This is a genomic window from Litoribrevibacter albus (assembly GCF_030159995.1).
Classification (GTDB): domain Bacteria; phylum Pseudomonadota; class Gammaproteobacteria; order Pseudomonadales; family Litoribrevibacteraceae; genus Litoribrevibacter; species Litoribrevibacter albus.
On sequence record NZ_BSNM01000016.1, the window covers coordinates 808,176 to 829,227 of the forward strand.

Annotated in this window: 20 protein-coding genes; 12 read left to right on the forward strand and 8 right to left on the reverse strand. The window is 47.6% G+C overall.

Features of this window, described 5'->3' with window-relative positions:
• Nucleotides 1-12: 12 nt before the first annotated feature.
• The 3 genes from gcvPB to QQL66_RS18270 all read left to right on the forward strand — a co-directional run bounded on the left by gcvPB (nt 13) and on the right by QQL66_RS18270 (nt 2,370).
• A complete protein-coding gene (gene gcvPB / locus QQL66_RS18260) occupies nt 13-1,473 on the forward strand; it encodes an aminomethyl-transferring glycine dehydrogenase subunit GcvPB (RefSeq protein ID WP_284383402.1) in 1,461 nt (486 codons plus the stop codon).
• A gap of 156 nt (nt 1,474-1,629) precedes the next feature.
• Nucleotides 1,630-2,004 carry a SirB2 family protein gene (locus tag QQL66_RS18265; RefSeq protein WP_284383403.1) on the forward strand — a complete coding sequence of 125 codons (375 nt, stop codon included), beginning with the start codon at nt 1,630-1,632 and terminating at the stop codon, nt 2,002-2,004.
• 9 nt (nt 2,005-2,013) lie between these two features.
• Nucleotides 2,014-2,370, forward strand: coding sequence for a GFA family protein (locus tag QQL66_RS18270; protein WP_284383405.1), 357 nt, complete (start codon nt 2,014-2,016; stop codon nt 2,368-2,370).
• On the opposite strand, the gene QQL66_RS18275 is transcribed toward QQL66_RS18270, so the two are convergent.
• Nucleotides 2,367-3,257 carry an HDOD domain-containing protein gene (locus QQL66_RS18275; RefSeq protein ID WP_284383406.1) on the reverse strand — a complete coding sequence of 297 codons (891 nt, stop codon included), beginning with the start codon at nt 3,255-3,257 and terminating at the stop codon, nt 2,367-2,369. The genes QQL66_RS18270 and QQL66_RS18275 overlap by 4 nt on opposite strands.
• 134 nt (nt 3,258-3,391) lie before the next feature.
• On the opposite strand from QQL66_RS18275, the gene QQL66_RS18280 reads away from it, so the two are divergent.
• Nucleotides 3,392-4,591 carry a class I SAM-dependent rRNA methyltransferase gene (locus QQL66_RS18280; protein ID WP_284383409.1) on the forward strand — a complete coding sequence of 400 codons (1,200 nt, stop codon included), beginning with the start codon at nt 3,392-3,394 and terminating at the stop codon, nt 4,589-4,591.
• Between the two features lie 30 nt (nt 4,592-4,621).
• Here QQL66_RS18280 and QQL66_RS18285 read toward each other — a convergent pair whose 3' ends face one another.
• Complete coding sequence (locus tag QQL66_RS18285; protein WP_284383411.1) at nt 4,622-5,758, reverse strand: imelysin family protein; 1,137 nt, start codon at nt 5,756-5,758, stop codon at nt 4,622-4,624.
• A 5-nt stretch (nt 5,759-5,763) separates the two neighbouring features.
• A complete protein-coding gene (locus tag QQL66_RS18290; protein WP_284383412.1) occupies nt 5,764-6,423 on the reverse strand; it encodes a histidinol-phosphatase in 660 nt (219 codons plus the stop codon).
• A gap of 386 nt (nt 6,424-6,809) precedes the next feature.
• On the opposite strand from QQL66_RS18290, the gene QQL66_RS18295 reads away from it, so the two are divergent.
• Both QQL66_RS18295 and ptsP read left to right on the forward strand, forming a co-directional pair.
• Nucleotides 6,810-7,289 (forward strand): RNA pyrophosphohydrolase, encoded by a 480-nt coding sequence (locus QQL66_RS18295; RefSeq protein ID WP_284383413.1) that lies wholly within the window; start codon nt 6,810-6,812, stop codon nt 7,287-7,289.
• Between the two features lie 59 nt (nt 7,290-7,348).
• Nucleotides 7,349-9,640, forward strand: coding sequence for a phosphoenolpyruvate--protein phosphotransferase (gene ptsP / locus QQL66_RS18300; protein ID WP_284383415.1), 2,292 nt, complete (start codon nt 7,349-7,351; stop codon nt 9,638-9,640).
• A gap of 36 nt (nt 9,641-9,676) precedes the next feature.
• Here the strand turns inward: ptsP and QQL66_RS18305 are convergent, their stop codons facing one another.
• Together QQL66_RS18305 and QQL66_RS18310 are read right to left on the reverse strand one after the other, a co-directional pair.
• A complete protein-coding gene (locus QQL66_RS18305; RefSeq protein ID WP_284383478.1) occupies nt 9,677-10,765 on the reverse strand; it encodes a zinc-binding alcohol dehydrogenase family protein in 1,089 nt (362 codons plus the stop codon).
• Nucleotides 10,766-10,824: 59 nt separating this feature from the next.
• The gene (locus tag QQL66_RS18310) at nt 10,825-11,922 is read right to left on the reverse strand and encodes an alkene reductase (protein WP_284383416.1); all 1,098 of its coding nucleotides are present in this window, start codon (nt 11,920-11,922) and stop codon (nt 10,825-10,827) included.
• 140 nt (nt 11,923-12,062) lie between these two features.
• Between QQL66_RS18310 and QQL66_RS18315 the strand changes: the two genes are divergently transcribed.
• Entirely contained in the window at nt 12,063-12,962 is a 900-nt protein-coding gene (locus QQL66_RS18315) for a LysR family transcriptional regulator (protein ID WP_284383417.1), read from the forward strand.
• A gap of 38 nt (nt 12,963-13,000) precedes the next feature.
• Here the strand turns inward: QQL66_RS18315 and QQL66_RS18320 are convergent, their stop codons facing one another.
• Together QQL66_RS18320 and QQL66_RS18325 are read right to left on the reverse strand one after the other, a co-directional pair.
• Nucleotides 13,001-14,809, reverse strand: a complete 1,809-nt coding sequence (locus tag QQL66_RS18320; protein ID WP_284383419.1) for a L,D-transpeptidase family protein — start codon at nt 14,807-14,809, stop codon at nt 13,001-13,003.
• Between the two features lie 167 nt (nt 14,810-14,976).
• Entirely contained in the window at nt 14,977-15,795 is an 819-nt protein-coding gene (locus QQL66_RS18325) for an NRDE family protein (RefSeq protein ID WP_284383420.1), read from the reverse strand.
• 97 nt (nt 15,796-15,892) lie between these two features.
• Here QQL66_RS18325 and QQL66_RS18330 point away from each other — a divergent pair, with 97 nt between their 5' ends.
• From QQL66_RS18330 to QQL66_RS18350, 5 genes are all read left to right on the forward strand, one after another.
• Nucleotides 15,893-16,678 carry a sulfite exporter TauE/SafE family protein gene (locus QQL66_RS18330; RefSeq protein WP_284383422.1) on the forward strand — a complete coding sequence of 262 codons (786 nt, stop codon included), beginning with the start codon at nt 15,893-15,895 and terminating at the stop codon, nt 16,676-16,678.
• 117 nt (nt 16,679-16,795) lie between these two features.
• Nucleotides 16,796-17,587, forward strand: a complete 792-nt coding sequence (lgt, locus tag QQL66_RS18335; RefSeq protein WP_284383423.1) for a prolipoprotein diacylglyceryl transferase — start codon at nt 16,796-16,798, stop codon at nt 17,585-17,587.
• A gap of 104 nt (nt 17,588-17,691) precedes the next feature.
• On the forward strand, nt 17,692-18,543 hold the full coding sequence (locus QQL66_RS18340; protein WP_284383424.1) for a thymidylate synthase: 852 nt from the start codon (nt 17,692-17,694) through the stop codon (nt 18,541-18,543).
• A gap of 115 nt (nt 18,544-18,658) precedes the next feature.
• Nucleotides 18,659-19,165: a dihydrofolate reductase gene (locus QQL66_RS18345; protein WP_284383425.1), complete on the forward strand. Its 507-nt coding sequence runs from the start codon at nt 18,659-18,661 to the stop codon at nt 19,163-19,165.
• A gap of 223 nt (nt 19,166-19,388) precedes the next feature.
• Nucleotides 19,389-19,994 carry a CBS domain-containing protein gene (locus QQL66_RS18350; RefSeq protein WP_284383427.1) on the forward strand — a complete coding sequence of 202 codons (606 nt, stop codon included), beginning with the start codon at nt 19,389-19,391 and terminating at the stop codon, nt 19,992-19,994.
• 112 nt (nt 19,995-20,106) lie between these two features.
• Here the strand turns inward: QQL66_RS18350 and QQL66_RS18355 are convergent, their stop codons facing one another.
• The gene (locus QQL66_RS18355) at nt 20,107-20,952 is read right to left on the reverse strand and encodes an HDOD domain-containing protein (RefSeq protein WP_284383429.1); all 846 of its coding nucleotides are present in this window, start codon (nt 20,950-20,952) and stop codon (nt 20,107-20,109) included.
• Between the last annotated feature and the right edge of the window lie 100 nt (nt 20,953-21,052).

Genomic DNA, 21,052 nt, shown 5'->3' on the forward strand with positions numbered 1-21,052 from the left:
GAGTCTATAACTATGTTGATTTTTGAACAGAGTCGTTCGGGTCGTAAAGCGACTGCTCAGGTGCCTAGCCAAGCTGCTGATTTATCAGGCTTGCCTTCGGATCTAGTGCGTACTGACAAGCCAGGTCTTCCTGAAGTGTCTGAGCTTCAGGCGATTCGTCACTACACAAACCTATCTCGTAAGAACTTTTCCATTGATACCCAGTTCTATCCGTTAGGTTCTTGTACGATGAAGTACAACCCTCGCGGTGCCTTGGCAGCAGCAACACTACCGGGAATTTTGAACCGTCACCCATTAGCGCCGGAGAGCCATTCGCAAGGTTTCTTGGGCTGCATGTACGAACTTCAGGAAATTCTGAAAGATGTGACGGGCATGAAAGGTGTGTCTTTGACGCCGATGGCCGGTGCTCAAGGTGAGTTCGCTGGTGTAGCGATGATTCGTGCGTATCACCAGTCGCGTAACGATGATGCACGTACTGAAATTTTGGTGCCTTCTGCAGCGCACGGTACTAACCCGGCCACTGCAGTTATGTGTGGTTACAAGGTGCGTGAAGTGCCTGTAAACAGCAATGGTGATGTTGACGTAGAAGCATTGAAGACGCTGGTTGGTCCTCAGACTGCCGGCATCATGATGACAAACCCATCCACTTGTGGTGTGTTTGAGCGTCAGATTGAAGAAATCGCTAAGGTAATTCACGAAGCGGGTGGCCTGTTGTATTACGATGGAGCCAACCTGAATGCAATTCTTGGTAAGGTGAAACCAGGTGACATGGGCTTCGATGTGATGCACATGAACCTGCATAAAACTTTTGCAACACCGCACGGTGGCGGTGGTCCGGGTGCTGGTCCTGTTGCTGTGAATGATCGTTTATTGCCGTTCTTGCCAACACCGATAGTCGGTAAAGAAGGCAGTGACGACGCGCCTGAATACCGTTGGTTGACGGACAAAGATATTCCTCAAACCATCGGTAACCTGTCTGCCTTCATGGGTAACGCAGGTATCTTGGTTCGTGCCTATGTCTATGCCATTTTACTAGGTAAAGAAGGTATGCACCGTGTCGGTGAGTACGCGACCTTGAATGCTAACTACATGGCGAAGCGTCTTGAGAAAGAAGGCTTCCAGTTGGCGTATCCTGATCGTCGTGCAACGCACGAGTTCATCATCACCTTGAGTAAGCAAACCAAGGAGTTAGGTGTGAACGCGATGGATGTTGCCAAGCGTTTGCTGGATTACAACCAACACGCACCGACCACATACTTCCCGCTTTTGGTTCCTGAGTGTCACTTAATTGAACCGACGGAGACCGAGTCAAAAGAAGCGATGGATGAATACATCGCAGCTATGGCCAGCATTCTGAAAGAAGCGGAAGCGAACCCTGAAATGGTTCGTGGTGCACCGTATACACAACCGGTGAAGCGTTTGGATGATGTGAAAGCGGCTCGTGAATTAGATTTGGCTTGGAAGGCATCATAACGCTTCTAATCTTGATCTCGTTCATGCTTAAAGAAACCGGGCTATTGCAGTCCGGTTTTTTTATGGCTTATAGTCTTGGGCTTACTCGTTTAGTCCTAGACTCATACACTCTTAACCGACATTACTGTTGAACTGACTGTTTTATAAGGAAATCCCATGTGGTTGAAGCATGCACACATGCTCTTTGCTCTTCTGTCTATCGTTGGCTTTAGTCTACGAGGTGTACTTAAACTGTTCTTGAATAAGTCATTGGATCATAAACTGTGGAAGATTCTTCCTCATGTAAACGATACCTTATTGCTGTCTGCCGCCATTGGTTTATTGGTGGTTTATCAATGGAATCCGTTTGAAATTCCTTGGTTGTTGGCAAAGCTGGTTGCACTGGTGTTGTACATCGGATTGGGGATGATGGCATTAAAGTTTGGTAAGACGCTGACTCAACAACGTGTTTGTTTTTTCGCTGCTATTATTGTGTTTGGTTACATTGTAATGACGGCTTTGACAAAGCAGGCTATGTGGTTTGTTGGTTAAGGAGAAATTATGTCCGTGAAGCAGGGGCATTGCCATTGTGGTGAAGTAAAGATTCAGGTTTCGTTGGAGGATGACCCTGAGGTCAGGGTGGTTTGTCGTGACGAAGCGTGTATTCGATACGGCCAGCAGTTGTACTTTGTGGACAAAAAGCGCTTTGCGTTAGTGGATGGCGCTCAGGAATTGAGCGTCTATCAGCTGGAAAAAAACGGTTTAAAACTGTTGTTTTGTCGACATTGTGGCCAACAAACGCACATGCGTTGGTTGGCGGATGAGAGAATCGCCGTTAACCGTCGCTTGGTGGATGAAGAACCGTCGGAAATTATTGAAGAACCTTGTGACCTGTGTTCGACGAATTACGATCATTAGTCGATAAAGGAGTCACCGACGGAAATCCCCATTTCTCTGAATCGGGCGGCCATGTCTTCAATGTCATAGGTGCCCAAACCTACATATTCTAAGATGCTTTCTCCGTAACGGCGCCACTCGTAATCGGTGTTTTGACCACCGAGTACCTGACAACTGGCGCAGATATGATCGGCGATTTTTAGAATCGCGATCAGATTCTTTTTCTCACTGTCGGCACTGTATTTATCATCAAACAGTTGGTTGAGGTTGTGATGCTCGGCGATGGCTGAGCACAAGTGCATTGGCATATTCCAGGCTTTGGCTGTGTAATAGCCAACCACGGCATGATTGGTGTTGTAACGCTCGTTTTCTAAATCAATGATGCGAATCTGATCTGAACCGTAAGCTTCACTCATGGTTTTGGAATATTCCTCAACACCAAACCGTTTCATCATTAACGGAATACCGCAATTATGGAATAACCCTAACAAGTACGCTTCGTCATGATTCTTATGGCCGATTTCTTTCGCGATGGTTGCAGCGACCATGGATATATCGTTGGCGGAATCCCAGAATCGATTCAGAGCAACAATGTCTTCGTCCGTCATTTCACTGCGAATAGTGAGCCCGTTTACTATATTAATGACGGAGCTGTAGCTGAGCAGATTAACGGCCTGTTCAACTGACGTGATTTTATTACTGAGTCCGAAAAACGGCGAGTTAACCAGTTTTAAGATGGTACCAGAGAGGCCCACGTCTTTGCTGATGAGTTGAGCAATACGTGCAATATCAGGATCAGGCATCGCCTGCTCCATCTGTAGATCGACCATGATTTGCGGTTGTGGCGGAATACGAATTCCTTGCAACACGTTTTGAATCTGGGTCTCAGAAAGTTCCCTGCTCGACATATCTGCTCCGGCCAAATAAATCACTGATATTATAGTAAATATTTTTGTACCCGACTGTTGTCCATATGTAAAACTTTTCTGATTCTTATTTTGATTTGGAGCATAATGGGCGCCAAATTTTGGGAGAGCCAAACATGCAACTAGCCAGTTTAAAGCTGAATCCTCGTGCTGACGCTCGTATACGAGCGGGTCATATGTGGATTTATAGTAATGAAATCGATACTAAAAGTACCCCGTTGAAAGGGTTTGATGCCGGCGAACAGGCTGTTGTGTATGCGGCCGATGGGCGGAGTTTAGGGGTTGCTATCGTGAGTCCGAACTCGTTGATTTGTGCCCGGATTATTTCCCGATCAGACAAGCAGACACTAAACCGTAAATTACTGAAACGTCGCCTGGAAAGCGCCTTGGCGCTTCGGGAACAACACTATGACGACCACAGCTATCGTTTGTGTTTTGGTGACAGTGATGGTCTGCCTGGTTTAGTCGTGGATCGATTTGCCGATACCGTGGTAATTCAGATTTCGAACCCGGCGATGGAAGGGCTGAAGCAAGAGATTATCGAGATTCTGGATCACTTATTAGACCCTCAGACCATCGTTTTGAAGAACGACGGTAAAATGCGGGCTGTGGAAGGTCTGGATGAATATGTGGATGTTGTTAAAGGTGAACTAGAAGACGGCTTCGCTCCGTTTGTCGAAAATGGCGTGACTTTCTATGCACCGGTATTAGCAGGTCAGAAAACCGGTTGGTTCTTTGATCACAGGGACAGTCGAGCTAGATTGGCTTCCTATGTGGAAGGTAAGCGTGTCTTGGACGTCTTTAGTTATATTGGTGGTTGGGGAATTCAGGCCGCAGCCTTTGGCGCATCGGATGTTGTGTGTCTCGATAGTTCTGAGTTTGCCTTGGATTGTGTCGCTCGAAATGCCATTGCCAATGGCGTTGAAGATCGTGTGTCCACCATTCAGGCAGATGCGTTTGTCGGCTTGAAGGCACTAGCCGATCAAAAAGAAAAGTTTGATGTGGTTGTGCTTGATCCTCCAGCGTTGATTGCCCGCCGAAAAGATATCAAAGTCGGTGAAAAGGCTTACCAAAAGTTGAATCAATTGGCGCTTCGTTTGGTTGAAATGGACGGTACTCTGGTCACTGCGTCTTGTTCGATGCATTTGAATCGCGACAGTTTGGTTAAAATTGTTCAAAACAGCGCACGTCAGGTGGACCGAAATGTTCAGATTGTGGAGCAGGGGCATCAAGCGTTGGATCACCCAATTCATCCGGCCATCACTGAGACCGAATACATTAAGTGCTTGTTCGTGCGTTCTTTGAAAAGCTGGTAAACATAAGTCCTTATCTCGGCCTGTAGCGTCTTACTCTTCAGGCGGAGAAAAGCTCAGCTCATTAGAAATTTCCAGCAGTTGATTGCATCGATTGCTGGTCAGTTCCAATAAAAGACTGTTACTTGGGTCAGCTTGGTATTGCTGATGCAAATCCAGCAGCGAGTTCAACACCGCATCAAACTCATCTTTCTCGGTTTGTGGATAGAGTTCCCAAACGGGTTTGACGGATTCGTGCAGTTGCTTAATGCTCACAATCCCGGAATCCAATAGTGCACGCTCTTCCCTTGCAAAGTGGGCGCGGCCGAGGATTAACGGTTTTTCCTGAATGCTGTTCAGGGCATCCAGTAATAGGGTTGTCTGTTTTTGATAGGTCTTCGTCAACGTCAATTTAAGATTGTTGCCCGTAAGTGAGGCAAATCGCTTCGCATCGTCTCCGTTTGTTGGGTGCCAGCGTTTGTGTAGTGATGATAAATCCTCAACCAGCTGATTCGCTTGTACCAGCAAGAGTGCTCGTCTTCGGTTGTTTGGCAGTTGTTCAATGAGTATGCCTTCCTGAGCTTCTTCATCTGATAGCGTTGTCATTGGTACCAGTTTTTTATAATGATCCGGACTGTAGTGATCAAACAGCAAAAACTCGATCGCCGACAATCCAAAAATCACTTGTTCATCGTTATCCAGAGTATGAAGTAAGGATAAGGATTCATGCTCAATTGGCAGCATAATGTCATGGACCAGTCCGCTGAACGGATAGTCAGGGATTTGATCTAAATAGCCAGGCAGAATAGGTAGTTTTTCCAGACGGTTCATCAATGGCGCACCACTGGATGTTAAAGCCGTCATATTGATGTAGGGCAGGGAGATCACCCATTGATTAAGTAACGCTAAGTAGGCTGTTTGTGCTTTCTTTAGGTTGGCATCAGTGGGGGTGTGCAGCAGCTCTGAGGTTGCAATGTGGAGTTGGTGTCCTAAATGAAGCAGTTCTGTTGTTTGACGGAAACTGTCTTCGGCAATCTCATTGAGCGCTTCTTGTTGAGGGGAACTCTCTTCTTGTTCTGCAGGTGTTGGTTCAGTGCTCTGTGTATCAGTGGACTGAGTTGCTGATTTTTCAGAGCAACCACTCAGAATAATGCCTGATAAAAATGCTAGAAGTAAAAAGAGAGTTCTCATTGTTATTATTTATCTCTAAGGCTGATGCTCGGCCAGCCACGTTGTTCCGCTGCTTTTAATAAATGATGATCACCGTCGACAATCACGGGATTATCCACTAATTCTAGTAGAGGGAGGTCGTTATGAGAATCACTGTAGAAGAAGCTGTCTTCGAGTGAATACTCATTCTCCTGCAACCACTCTTTAAGTCGTATGACTTTACCATGTTGGAAACTTGGTGTGCCAGTGACTTTGCCTGTGTATTGATTATCAATCAATTCAGGTGTAGGTGCGATGATGTCATCAACATTCAACAGATCTTTTGCAGGTTCGGTCACAAACAGGTTTGTAGCGGTAATTATCAGTAAATAGTCACCCTTGTCACGATGGCTCTTCAGTAATTCTGCTGCTTTTGGCTGCATCATCTTAGTGAAAACCTGATCATAGAAGCGCTCGCGCCACTGAGTGATTTCGTCGAAACTGTATTGGGTAAGTACGGACAGGCTGAACTCCAGGTATTCGTGAATATCCAGTGTGCCGTCTACATATTGGCGGTAGAAGTCGTCATTTTTGGAGCGATACAGCTCGCCGTCGACCAAATTGTGTTCTACAAGAAACTCTCCCCAGGCGTGATCACTGTCACCATGAATAAGAGTGTTATCCAAATCAAATATTGCTAAAGCCACAGTTACTCCCAAACAGATTGCAAAGGTTTTTCGGATAGATATGTTTGCCTACGATTCTTGAGGAATGCGTCTTGAGTCGACTGATTAAAGTACGGCCAGGAGAGAATTTCTCAAAGTGTAGGTATTTTGCATTAAACACCAAGCCTGCTGCAAATTCGTGACACGTCATTTATTGGTTATTTCTTCTTCTGAATGGTTCCCTTCGGCCGTTCTTTTATCATTTATTCCGCCTGAAAATCGGTCACAACTTCCCGAATTCAGGTTGTGGCTAGTTTGTAGATACGGTATTTTAGGGGAATTGTGGGTTCATCTGTCTGTCTATTCGGTCCAAATCCAATCAGCCAGCAGTTGAATATATTGAGCTAGACTTTAAATGGGTTAATTTTGTGATTGATTCGGACGGTTTCCGGCCAAATGTAGGGATCATTCTGTCGAATGATCATGGCCAGGTACTCTGGGCCAGGCGAATTGGTCAGGATGCTTGGCAGTTTCCGCAGGGTGGAATCAAGCATGATGAAACAATTGAAGAAGCTCTATACCGAGAGCTTCAAGAAGAAGTCGGGCTAAGAGAACACGATGTTGAGGTGCTGGCATGCACGCGGGGTTGGTTACGTTATCGTTTACCCAAACGTATGGTACGGTATAACAGTCAGCCGGTATGCATTGGACAAAAACAAAAGTGGTTTTTGTTACGAATGATCAGTGATGATGGATCCGTTAATCTGGGCCATTCCGGTGATCCTGAATTTGATGGATGGCAGTGGGTAAGTTACTGGTATCCGTTAGATCAAGTGGTTGCGTTTAAACGAGAGGTGTATCGCAAAGCGTTAAAAGAGTTGGCGCCCAAGATTCGTTTGGCTCCCTAGCAAAACTCTTTGATTCAGCTTTACTTAATTGCCTATCTATTTTTTGAGATTAGGAACGAATGCTTAAAACCCTTAGAGGCATTGTACAGGAAGTTAATAGTGCAGGGGATTTACAAACCGCCCTGGACATTATTGTGCGCCGTGTACGTGAAGCCATGAGTACTCAAGTATGCTCCGTGTATTTGTGGGAGCCAGACACGCATGAGTATGTGTTAATGGCGACTGAGGGCTTAAAAAAATCTTCCATCGGCCGTGTTCGATTGAGTTCCGCGCAAGGGCTGGTCGGCTTAGTTGGTGTTCGTGAAGAACCGATTAACCTGGACGATGCGCCTGAGCATCCAAATTATCAATATTTCCCTGAAACGGGTGAAGAGCAATTTCACTCTTTCCTTGGCGTTCCTATCATCCACCATCGTCGAGTGCTCGGCGTTTTGGTCGTTCAGCAGAGAGAGCGTCGTCGCTTCGATGAAGGTGAAGAAGCCTTTCTGGTGACTATGTCTGCTCAGTTAGCGGGCGTGATTGTTCACGCCGAAGCAACGGGTAAAATTACCGAATTTAATAAGCGCGACAGCAAGTCCAAACTTAAAAAAGACCAGCAATTCAAAGGTGTCTCTGGTGCACCCGGAATTGCGATCGGTCATGCGGTGGTGATGATCCGTTCGGCGGATTTAGATCAGGTACCGAGTAAACCTGCGAATAATATAGAGGCGGAACAAACGCTGTTCCGCGAAGCACTGGAAGCGGTGCGACGAGACATTCGGATGGCTGGCGATAAACTGGCCGATCAGTTGCGACCGGAAGAGCAAGCCTTGTTCGACGTGTACCTGAACATGCTGGATGATGAGGCGTTGGGAGCCGAGGTACGATCACTGATCGCTGGTGGAGAATGGGCTCAGGGTGCTCTGTCCCAAGTGATTCGTCAATACGAACAGCATTTCAGTGTGATGGATGATCCGTATTTGCGTGAGCGTGCCACTGATATTCGTGATATGGGTATCCGCTTGCTAGAATACATGCAGTCTGCGAAGACGGCACCGATTGAATATCCGGATGATGCGATTCTTGTAGGTGAAGAAATCACCCCCACCATGTTGGCAGAGGTGCCGAAAGGTAAGTTGCAAGGCATTGTGTCGGTGGAAGGTTCCAGTAACTCGCATGTGGCAATTTTGGCACGGGCGATGGGTATCCCGACCATTATGGGGGTTCAGGGGTTACCTTATTCTCGTCTGGACGGGAAACAGATCATCATCGATGGTTATCGCGGTAAAGTCTTTACCTTGTTTTCTGATCAGCTGTTGGAAAACTTCCGGGAAATTGTGGAAGAAGAAAAAGAGCTGGTCCGTGAACTGGATACGCTTAAAAACCTTCCGTGTGAAACCAAAGACAATCATCGCATCAAGCTTTGGGTGAATACCGGGTTGATGGCGGATGTGTTCCGATCTCTCGATCGTGGGGCTGAAGGTGTGGGACTCTACCGCACCGAAGTACCTTTTATGATTAAGGATCGCTTCCCCACTGAAAAAGAACAAATGCAAACTTATCGGGAGCAATTGAAGGCATTTGCTCCCAGTCCTGTGACCATGCGTACCTTGGACATAGGTGGTGATAAAGAGCTGAGTTACTTCCCTATCAAGGAAGATAACCCGTTCCTGGGCTGGCGCGGCATTCGAATCACCCTTGATCATCCTGAAATCTTTTTGGTTCAGGTGCGGGCGATGATGAAAGCCTCTGAAGGGCTGAACAATTTACGAATCATGCTGCCCATGATTACCGGGACAGGTGAAGTCGAAGAAGCCATGCGGCTGATTCACCGAGCGTATTATGAAGTTTGTGAAGAAGGCTTCCATGTAGTGATGCCGGAAGTTGGAGTGATGATTGAAGTTCCTGCAGCGGTTTATCAGACTCGGGAACTGGCGCAAATGGTTGATTTTATTTCGGTGGGCAGTAACGATTTGACGCAATACATTTTGGCGGTGGATCGTAACAACGCTCGTGTTGCCGATTTGTATCATTCATATCACCCTGCGGTGTTACAGGCATTGAAAAAAATTGCTGATGATGCCCACATGGAAAGCGTTCAGGTCAGTATTTGTGGTGAGTTAGCGGGTGACCCCATTGCGGCGCCGATTTTGTTAGCAATGGGTTATGACATCCTGAGTATGAACTCGGCTAGTTTACCCAAGGTAAAATACGTGGTGAGAAACATCAGTTACTCGTGGTCTCAGGAGTTGCTCGCACGGGTGATGATTGCTGACAGTCCTGAGGTGATCCACAGTACCATTGAATTGGCGCTGGAAGATGCTGGTGTGCTCTCCTTTATTCGTCCACAAGGTGGCCGTAAAACAAGTTAAAGACTGGCCTCGGAGCCAGTCTTTTTGTCAGTTGCTCTAGTTAAATCCTTCTAAAACGATCTTACCGATACTCTTAGATGTTTCGATCAGCTCATGGGCCTTGATCAGATTGTCTGCATTAATGCTTCCAAAATTTGATCGAACGGTAGATTGGATACGTTCTTCTTCCATCAGTTCTGCAACCTTGTTGAGTAGATGATGTTGCGCCACCATGTCTCCTGTTTGGTACATGGAACGGGTAAACATAAATTCCCAATGCAAAGACAGGCTCTTACTCTTTAGTGCTCTGATATCGAGAGATTGAGGGTCATCAATCAGTGCCAGTTTTCCCTGAGGTTTTAGAACCTTGATGATTTCATCCAGATGCTGCTCGGTATGCGTGAGGCTGGCCACAGAGGAGACCTCAGGAATACCTAACCCGGTCAATTGTTCACTCAGCGATTGTCGGTGGTCAATCACATGATGAGCGCCTAGCTGATGTAACCACTGCTTACTTTCGTCTCGTGACGCGGTGGCGATGATAGTTAACGACGTTAGCTGGCGTGCCAGTTGGATCAGAATGGAACCTACGCCACCGGCAGCACCTATGACTAATAGGGTGTCAGGTGCATTTTCGGTATGACTCGCTTTGTCTGGATGATTCGATGTGTCTACAGCAAGTCGGTCAAACAGCAATTCCCAGGCAGTAATGGCGGTTAAAGGCAATGCGGCTGCTTCAGTAAAGCTGGCATTGTTTGGCATACGTCCTACGATGCGTTCGTCAACCAGCTGATATTCTGCGTTACTTCCGGAACGGGTGAGATCGCCGGCGTACCAGACTCTGTCGCCCGGTTGAAAGAGGGTAACGTCTGGCCCGACTGCTTTAACAATGCCGCTGGCATCCCATCCCAGTACTTTCCAGTCGTTGGCATCGGCAGAGACGTTGGCGCGGATTTTTGTGTCCACGGGGTTAACTGAAATGGCTTTTACTTCCACCAGAAGATCCTGACCGGATACTTCTGGCATAGGTAGCTCTATGTCAGTAAGCGGGGCTGGGTGCTTGTCTGTATTCTTGCTTGAATTCGTGTCGTTGCTTGAATTCGTGTCGGATAAGGCATGTGCTTGTTGGTAGCCAATGGCGCGCATGGTGTGTGTCATCTTAATGTCTCAGTTTGTTTGCTGTAATGTTTGTTAAGTTTGTTTACTTAGTTGGCTGCTGATTGGTAATTTGGGTAGGTGGTGTAGCCTTCCTTCGAGCCGCCAAATAAGTGTTCGGGGGTGAACTCGCTTAAGGGCCATTGATGTTGAAGCCGGGCCGGAAAATCCGGGTTCGCGATGAAGGGTCGACCAAAGGCGATAATGTCGGCGTAGTTACGATGTAGTATGTCTCTGGCTTTCTCTGAGCCATAACCACCAGCCACTATAATGGCGCCGTTGAAGGTGCTGCGTAATTGCACTCGGAATTCCACTGGTACGGTGGGTGCGTCATCCCAGTCGGCTTCTGCAAGGTGTAGGTAGGCGATATCAAGTTTGTTGAGTTCTTGTGCGGCATGCAGAATAGTTGGAATGATGTCCGGGCAACTCATACCCCGAGCGGTAATGTAGGGCGCAAGACGTACACCAACGCGATCTGGCCCGATGGCCTCAGAGACGGCCTGACTGATTTCCAACAGAAAGCGCACTCGGTTCTCACGGCTTCCGCCAAATTTATCCTTGCGAATGTTTGAAGTGGTACGCAAGAACTGGTCAATCAGATAGCCGTTGGCTGCATGTATTTCGACACCATCAAAACCTGCTTCGATGGCATTGATGGCGGCTTGTCGATAATCGTTGATGATGGCGTGGATTTCAGCGGTGGCTAATGCACGAGGTGTGGGGCAGTCTACCATGCTCCCTTGACCGTGATGGTCGGCTACCCACACTTGGGCTTCTGGGTTGATGGCCGATGGCGCAACCGGCGATCCGCCTTGATGAAAACTGCTGTGAGACATGCGGCCAACATGCCACAGTTGGAGAAAGATTTTTCCGTGTTTTTGATGCACTGCGCGGGTTACTTTCTTCCAGCCTTCAATTTGCTCCTGGTTATGAATGCCGGGCGTGAAACTGTAACCCTGACCTTGTTCTGAAATTTGGGTGGCCTCACTGATGATGAGCCCGGCACTGGCACGTTGGGCATAGTATTCGGCCATCATCTCATTCGGAATGTTGCCCGGCTGATCGGTCCGGCAGCGGGTCATTGGGGCCATGGCAACTCGGTTGGTGAGGTTATATTGGCCGACTCGAATAGAGCTAAATAAGGTCATAAGTGGTCTCTCGCAGTCAAAGGATTAGGTTGTTAAACAGGTGTGGCGTGTTCACTCTGTAATAATGAAATCAGTGTAATAACAGGATTAATTTTGAAAAATGACTTAGTATTTGAATTAATTTCAAAAAAATATTGAAAATGAGTTCGATACAAGAATTACGTATATTTGTGGAAACGGCACGGCAAGGAGGATTGTCGGCGGCCGCTCGTCATCTGGATTTGTCGCCAGCGGTGACCAGTGCAGCAGTAAAACGATTGGAGTCCGAACTGGGAGCTCCGTTATTTATCCGCTCGACACGGCATCTGCGGTTGACCCATCAGGGTGAGGTGTTTTTGGATCACTGCCAAAAGGCGCTGCAGTTGATTGATGATGGCTATCAGTCGGTACGTGCCGGCGAGACCGTTATTCAGGATGTCCTGCAAGTGTCTATGCCATCGGATATTGGCCGACGGCATTTGCTGTCCTGGTTGGATGAATTTCAACAAATGCACCCGAAGGTTGAGTTACGAGTGCAGCTATCAGATCGCTTGGTGAACATCTATCAACAGCCTATTGATATCGCATTTCGCTATGGCCCGCCGCCGGACAGCCGATTAATTGCCTTGCCTTTGCTGGCAGAGAATCGACGGGTGCTCTGTGCCTCACCTGAGTACCTGAACCAACAAGGTCTGCCTGAATCACCCGAATCGCTAAAAGACCACAACTGTTTGTGCTTCATGCTCGGCGATGAGGTGCATAATCGTTGGCACTTTTCGTTGGCCGGGCAACCTATCACGGTAAAGGTCCGGGGTAATCGAGTGGCTGATGATGGCGACGCCGTGCGGCGTTGGGCTCTTTCCGGTCAGGGCGTTGCTTATAAATCCCGACTAGATGTGGTGGAAGATTTAAGAGCCGGACGTTTGATCGAGCTATGTCCTGAATGGCAAACAGAAGCGGCGCCCTTTCATTTGATGTGTGGCGATCGTCGTTTGCTGACGCCTGCAGTTCAGGCATTGAAAGCGTTTGTGGCAGAGAAATGCGTGGCTCTGTACCACTAGAAATGAGGTGACCGGGAGTTAGCTTGCCTTGATCTGGTTTATAGCATTGAGATAGTCGCGCTGTGATCTGCTTTGGTATCTCGATGATAGATGTCATCCCTGAATTGAATCATTCCATGATCGTCCACCCAGGCTGTCCAATACATCAAATAGACCGGGGTTTCCTGTTTTAATCCTAAATACATGGTGCGTTTATTTCGGTGTGCCCGCGCAATACGCTTCATATCCCAACCGGGGTTATCCTTGAGCAACTCGGCGGTCAATTCACGAGGCTTGGACACCCGTACACAGCCGGAACTCAACGCCCTCATCGAACGTTCAAACAATTTCGGTTGTGATGTGTCGTGCAGATAAATGGCGAAATCGTTATTGAGCGGGAATTTCACTTCACCCAAAGCGTTACCTCGGCCGGGCTTTTGTTCTAAGCGGTAGGGGAAGTGCTCAAGATCAATGTGTTTCCAGTCAATGCTTTTGGGGTCTATGACTTTACGTTCCGGCCCCGTGCCGCGCACAATTTCAATGCCACGTTTGGCTAAATACTTAGGGTTTTTCTTAGCTCTCGGCAGGACACTGGTTCGAGCAATGCGTGGTGGAATGGTCCAGGTGGGATTGAGCACTAAAGTGCGCATGTTCTGCACGAGAATGGGGGTACGGCGACTGGCTCGTCCAACAATGATATCCATCTCTAACGTGGTTTTCCCGTCATCCACCACTTGCAGGGTGTAATCGGCAATGTTTGCCATGATGTAACGAGCGCCCAGAGTCTCAGGAAGATAGCGCCAGCGTTTCATATTAACGGCGATTTGATGAATACGTTGATCCGGGGTGATGTTGAGTTGGGCTCGAGTGTTTTCATCGAGAATGCCGTTGGGATGAAGGCCATGTCGGCGTTGGAATTGTTTTAACGCTTCAACCAGATTGGCGTCGAAATAGTCCTGATGTGGTTGAAGTTCATTCCCGGGAAAATTAAGCGGGGTATTGAAGTCCCGTGCCGCCAGTTCGAGAAAGTTATGCGCAGGAATCATTTGGAAACTGTGATTGAACAAGTCTCCTAACAACGCCAGTCGTGTTCTGAGTTGAATTACTTCTGGGTGATGATCCCCCATTTTTAATTCGCTTTCCTCGCTGAAAGGGGTCCAGGAATACTCCGATTGCGCCAGCTTCAGGTAATAATCGAGGGCATCTCTGAGTTTTAAATACCCTGAGTGCTGAGGCGTCAGTACTTGCTCAATTAAACTTTGCAGTTGGTCGCGTGGCAATTCACCGTCCAGAAGACTGATGGCTTCAGGCGGTGCGGGGGAGGCATAATCTAGGTATTCCTGATGGGATGCGGCGGTTTTTATAATCGCGGGATGATCCGGTTCATTCTGGTTTGGAATGAGTGCGCCAGACAGGGCATCGTTGGCGTAACTTAGAAATGCATCGGTTAATAAGACATCAAGGTGAGTGACTTCCTTCGGGTGGGTTTGCATGCTTTGCAGACGATAGAGGATGTGATCCACATGGTAGGGGTAATTCTCTGGTTGATCGACGGCGTTTTCTTTGAGTGCTTGAACCAGAGATTGACCGGCGGGGGTCAGATCAAAATTATCAAACCACAGCGTTTGATTTTTCATACGATGGTAAATCTGTGTTATCTGCTGCGGGTGTTCTAGCTGGCTTTCCTGAAAGTGATGCTGGGGGCGAGTCAGTAACTGAGTAATGTATTTTTCGGCCACAGGGATAGGCAAGATCGGTTTGATCTCGGATGCGGCAGACAAGGCAAAGGCCAGTGCGGAGGTACACAGTACCAATACACAAGAGATTGTAATGCCCGGATATAATTCGAATTTCTTTCGTTCAGCCATAGTTTAATTATGGACAGACCACAGAATATGTGTCCGAGTTTTCGGTTACAGTTTGAATCAGTTATCGCCTGTTTTGTGAAGACGTTTAAGTCTGGTCAGGAATCGGATCACATTCTAAAAGCGAATTTTCAGAAAGCAAACCGGCGTTGCTGATAGGTTCCGCTTTCCTATAGCAAATAAGGCTTTTGTATGGAATGTTGTGCTGGCACTTTCTGGAAATGTTTGGCTTTCCAGGAAAATTCCTGCTGTGATGCCATTTCTCCGGTAGCAAACCAGTTACTCTCTCTGAAATAACACTTCGATTTTTGATCCTGCCAAAACACGCTGGTGCATCGGGTACCGTAGGTCGGACTGACAATAAAGGCCGATGACAGTATGTGCTCCATCTCTTTCGGAATGCCGGTGTCCGGTAGTAATTCATGGGCGTAAGGCGTTCTGTCGGACAAGGTGTTGGTCAATGTATCCGGATTAATCTGATCTTCAATAATGGCGTGCTGTAAGTGCGATTTTACCGCCTGGACTTTCGGCCAGGGAGTATCAAGAAACGCATTACTGAGTCCATACAGTCCAGGGGGAAGTGATAAGAAGCCTCGGTTCAGGCTGTTGCAGTAAAACAGCTTTCCCGATTCATAGATCAGCAGATTGAACGGATTAAAGAGATGACAACGATCACTCAGCTGTTTGAGGTACTGCTCGGCCGGGATGTTTTGGACTATGTAGTCGCTGACGATTTTGCCTCGTGACAAGGCTTGCTCTGCCTGAGGCGCCCGCCCCATACGCACATTGGTCAGACAGATCAAACGGCCGTGATGATCCGACGCCATCCAGCTGCCGCCAGCACTGAGATCCTTGCCTGCCACGACACTCGGCGCATCCGGCCACCAGTGTGCAGGGTGAGCTTGGCGATGGTGGTATTCATCACGATTAGCCACTGCAACTAAAGGGTATTCTGGATGTACTTTATAGGCTAAGGCCACTAGGCACATGACGGCTTTCCCGGTTTGGATCGTTAATTATCGTTCTATCTTAGAAAAATCGATGCAATAATAGCCAGCTTTTTATTGTAACCAAAAGGACATATTGATGGTTGTCTTGGTCTATTTAGCGGTGGGTGCTGTCGCTGGATTGTTGGCGGGGTTGTTTGGTATCGGCGGTGGCATGATCATTGTGCCGGCGTTGGTTTTGGCGTTTGAAGCGCAGCAGGTGAACCCGGAGGTGTTGACTCACCTGGCGGTGGGCACATCGTTAGCCACTATTGTCTTTACTTCGATCAGTTCGATACGAACCCATAACCAGAAAGGCGGAGTGGATTGGTCTGCCTTCAAGAAAATCTCGGTGGGTATTGTGATTGGTTCTGCGTTGGGGGTGGCAACCGCCGACCAACTCAGTGGCGAACATTTGCAAAAAATCATTGGAACCTTCGCGTTATGTGCGGCGGCCCAAATGGCCTTTCAATTAAGCCCTAAACCGACGCGTCAATTGCCGGGTTCGGTGGGTCTTGGTCTGGTCGGTAGCTTTATCGGCTGGGCATCTGCGATTTTTGGTATTGGTGGCGGTACTCTATCTGTGCCGTTTCTCACCTGGTGTAATGTCAAAGTGCAGCGAGCGATTGGTACGGCTGCGGCGATAGGATTCCCTATTTCCGTGATCGCTGCGATAACCAATGTGTTGGTAGGCTGGGACAAACAGGGACTCCCTGAGTGGAGTACCGGCTATGTCTATTGGCCGGCTTTCCTTGGTATTGTTATTACCAGTGTGTTCTTTGCCCGTCAGGGCGCTAAGCTGGCGCATCGATTACCACCCTTGGTATTGAAACGTATTTTTGCGTGCTTATTGGTCGTTGTGGGTACACGTTTCTTACTTGCGTAACGAACTTACTGTACTCTCTGGGTCTAACTAAAGGTTATTGCTAGGCCCATCCAGTTTTCAACCGTGTATTTACTGACAATTTATTTTCTAACAAATTAACTAAAACGCAGGGACGTTATGATTGCTTACCCTTCCATCGATCCGGTGGCCATTGAGCTAGGGCCGTTAAAAGTACATTGGTATGGTTTAATGTATTTGGTGGGCTTTGCCGCCGCCTATTTTCTGTTAAACCACCGCGCCAAAAAGAATGGACAGTACACTCAGGAGCAGATCTCCGATTTGGTGTTCTGGGGTGCCCTGGGTGTGATTTTGGGGGGGCGTATCGGATACGTACTCTTCTATAACTTCAGTCATTTCCTGGAAGATCCGTTATCGTTATTTGCTATTTGGGAAGGCGGTATGTCTTTCCACGGTGGTCTATTGGGGGTGATGATTTCACTGACCCTTTACGGTCGTAAGATCAATAAGACCTTCTTTGAACTGATGGATTTTATTGTGCCGGTAGTGCCCATCGGTTTGGGCGCGGGACGCATCGGTAACTTCATCGGTGGTGAGCTTTGGGGCCGGGCAACGGATGTCCCTTGGGCGATGGTGTTTCCAAGAGCGGATGAATTACCTCGCCATCCTTCACAGCTCTATCAATTTGCTTTGGAAGGCGTCGCGCTGTTTCTGATTGTGTGGTTCTTCTCCAGCAAAGAGCGTCCACGTATGGTGGTGTCCGGGTTGTTCCTTGCGTGTTATGGCGTCTTCCGATTTATCGTTGAATTTGTTCGTCAGCCAGATGTACAGCTTGGCTTCTTGTATGGTGATTGGTTAACCATGGGGCAAGTACTGTCGACACCGATGATTTTGATCGGATTGGCATTCATGGTTTATGGCTACAAAAAGAACAGTGCATCCGCAGCCTGATTCACCAACAGCCGATGTACAGAGGTAGGGTTTAATCCCTGCCTCATGCTACAATTTCCGGCTTCCATTCTTTGCGTTTAATTAAAAAATTAAGGCGATTTCCGATGAAACAATATCTCGACTTGTGCTCTCGAATTGTCGAGGAAGGCGTTTGGGTAGACAACGCCAGAACCGGTAAGCGTTGCTTAACGGTAATCAATGCTGATTTAACCTACAACGTTGGTGCGAATGAGTTTCCACTGGTGACAACCCGAAAGAGTTATTGGAAATCGGCCATTGCTGAAATTATCGGATATTTGCGTGGCTACGATAACGCCGAAGACTTCCGTAAGTTGGGCACAAAAACCTGGGATGCCAACGCCAATGACAACGACGCCTGGTTAGCCAATCCATATCGTAAGGGCACGGACGACATGGGGTTGGTTTACGGTGCGATTGGTCGTAACTTTCCAAAACCGGACGGTGGCAGTGTCGACTTGCTGCGTAAGATTATCGATGACCTGAAAGCAGGGCAGGATGATCGTGGTGAGATCCTGACTTTCTATCACCCTGGTGCGTTCCACATGGGGTGCCTGCGCCCATGCATGTACAGCCATCACTTCTCGTTGTTGGGTGATACGCTTTACCTTAACAGTACTCAGCGTTCGTGCGATGTGCCGTTAGGGCTGAATTTTAATATGGTTCAGGTTTACGTGTTATTGGCGCTGGTAGCTCAGATTACCGGGCACAAGCCGGGCATGGCCTATCACAAGATTGTGAACGCGCATATCTATGAAGATCAGCTGGACTTGATGCGCGATGTTCAATTGAAGCGTGAGCCGTTTGCGCCGCCTCAGTTGTCGATCAATCCCGACATTAAGTCATTGGAAGACATCGAGACCTGGGTGACGATGGATGACTTCGAAGTCACCGGCTACCAGTGTCACGAGCCGATCCAATATCCATTCAGTGTATAAGTGGGTGAGTATGTAAATGTGTAAGCGCGTTTATTGGCTGCACGATATCACCACACCGTATCTAATGTTCAGGCAGGCTCGGTTACGAGCTTGCCATCTCTGAGAAGGATTCCTAATGAAACTGTCAATGATAGTGGCGATGGCTGAGAACCGAGTTATCGGTCGGGACAATAAGCTGCCGTGGTATTTACCGGAAGATCTTAAATACTTCAAAAAGGTCACCATGGGTAAGCCGATTATTATGGGTCGCAAAACCTATGAGTCGATTGGCAGGCCTTTGCCGGGTCGTCCCAACATTGTGTTGAGCCGAAGTGGTTTTGAGGCACCGGAAGGGGTGCATGTGGTTTCGACCATTGATGCGGCCAAAGAACTTGCTGAGAGTCTGGCGTTAATTAATGGTTATGAAGAAGCGATGATCATTGGCGGTGCTCAAATCTACGCAATGGCCTTTGATCAGTGCGATCGTTTCTATCTGACTCAAGTGCATGCGGACGTTGAAGGTGATGCCTATTTCCCTGAATTTGATCAATCTGCGTGGCAGGAAATTGGTCGTGAAGAGTTCAAAGCTGAAGGTCCGAATCCCTACGATTACAGCTTCATTGTGTTAGAAAGAGCGGCGTAATTTCTGTCTTTTTGAGGGAGAGAATGGTTCTCTCCCTTTGTCGGTTTTACATCCTGTTGCAATTCTTTTTGGGGTAGAGCACCTACCTCTGGTCTATCCTGAAACTGATCGTTAAGTGTTTATTCCAACAAGAATTAGCCCTTTAGGTCTCCGAACAATCATTCGATGGAATCCTCTCTGAGGATCAAGGAAGACGCAGTAGCTCATAAGCAGGAGATGCCCAATGACTCAGTATCAGCCTTTAAAGTTAGTCTCATTAAATTCCAACGTTCCTTCCACTTCATCCAGAATAAAACTGCCCAACATTAAATGGTCGCTTTCCAGCCCGGCATCGGCGTTAGTGGATGCTTTTATGGATCAGAAGACGGTGACGATTCATGCCGACGATGGTTTACAGAACACCTTGCATGTCATGCATGCCATGAAAGTGCCGGTGTGTTTGGTTGAAAATGGTCGTAATGAAGTGATTGGCATTGTGACGAAACGTGATGTTATGGGGCAGCGAGCGGTGGCCTATGCGACAAAATCGGGAACGCCGATTGCCGAATTATCCGTTCGGGATGTAATGATTCCCAGATCGTCGTTGTTCTGTATTTCCAAGGACGAAGCTCGTTCGGCGGACATTGGCGATGTCGTGGAAACGTTGAAGCGGATAGGCGATAGCTATATTTTAATCACCGATGATCAAGTGAGCAGTTCGGTGATTCACTGTGTTATTCCTACGTCTGAAATCAATCAGCTACTGAATACGCACCTGCTGCTGGGATTCAGAGCCATCAATATGATGGACATGCATTTCGCGCTGTCGGGCGCACCGTGTGATTTTTAAGGGCTGAATCTTAATTATTGAAACTATAAAGGGGTCATGCATTTCACATTAGCCCCTTTATTTGTTTGACGCATGCGATCTGAATTTACAACATGCATCGATGTAGAGTGAGCTACATGCTCAGCATACGCTTAATCGCCCGAATTTTTTCTCGGGCAGAATCAATCCATTGTTCGCTCATATCTGCGGAAAAATTCAATTTTTCCAAGTGTCGGAATGCTGAAATCTCACTGGGCGGCGGACATTCGGAGAGGCGTTTTTTGCCCTTCATGTAATGGTATCGGGCGATCGTAATCAGATCCGTGGTATCCAGTGATTCGGTGGATTCGAAGTTCCAATTCCGACGGGCCTTAATGACATCTCCAAAGCTCTGTCCCAGTCCCCACAGCTTAACCAAGGCCAGTCCTGCTTTGGTGGCGTTTTCTTCCACCAGATGTTCGACGTCTTCTTCCTCGAGATCGGGAAAATGTTGGAGGTGATTGATTAATGGCAATACCCCAATGTTTTGCAACATCGCGGCAACCATTACATGGTCACTGTCAAAGTTGGGAATGTAATCTGCCAGTACGGTCACAATCGCCGCCAGTTCGGTGGCTTCATTCCATTGCTGAATGAGTACCTTTTTCCACGGCCCTTCTGTGTTCACAAACATAGTCCGCATGGTATAGGTTAAGGCCATGTTTAACACTGAATTAATACCGATCAAACCAATGGCTTCAGGCAGCCCTTTTACCGCATTTTTTGTACGGTAAAGCGGGCTGTTTGCTACTTTTAAAAAGTGAGCGGTTAGCCCAGGGTCGAGCATGATGACTTTGGCAACAGAATGAGCGGTGGATGACTTTTTCTTAACCTCTTCCTGAATGGTCATCGCGACCTCAGGCAGGCTCGGTAAGATAAGCTCTCCGGCTTCTAAATCTTTTCGTAGCGATGCTGATATTTGTTTTTTTAATTCAGTCATATAAGTCACATTATTAAGGCTACTTCTGAATATAGCTTATTATCATAGTCAGATTGTTACAAATGTCAGTCAGATTGACCATATTTACGACCAGTGACCA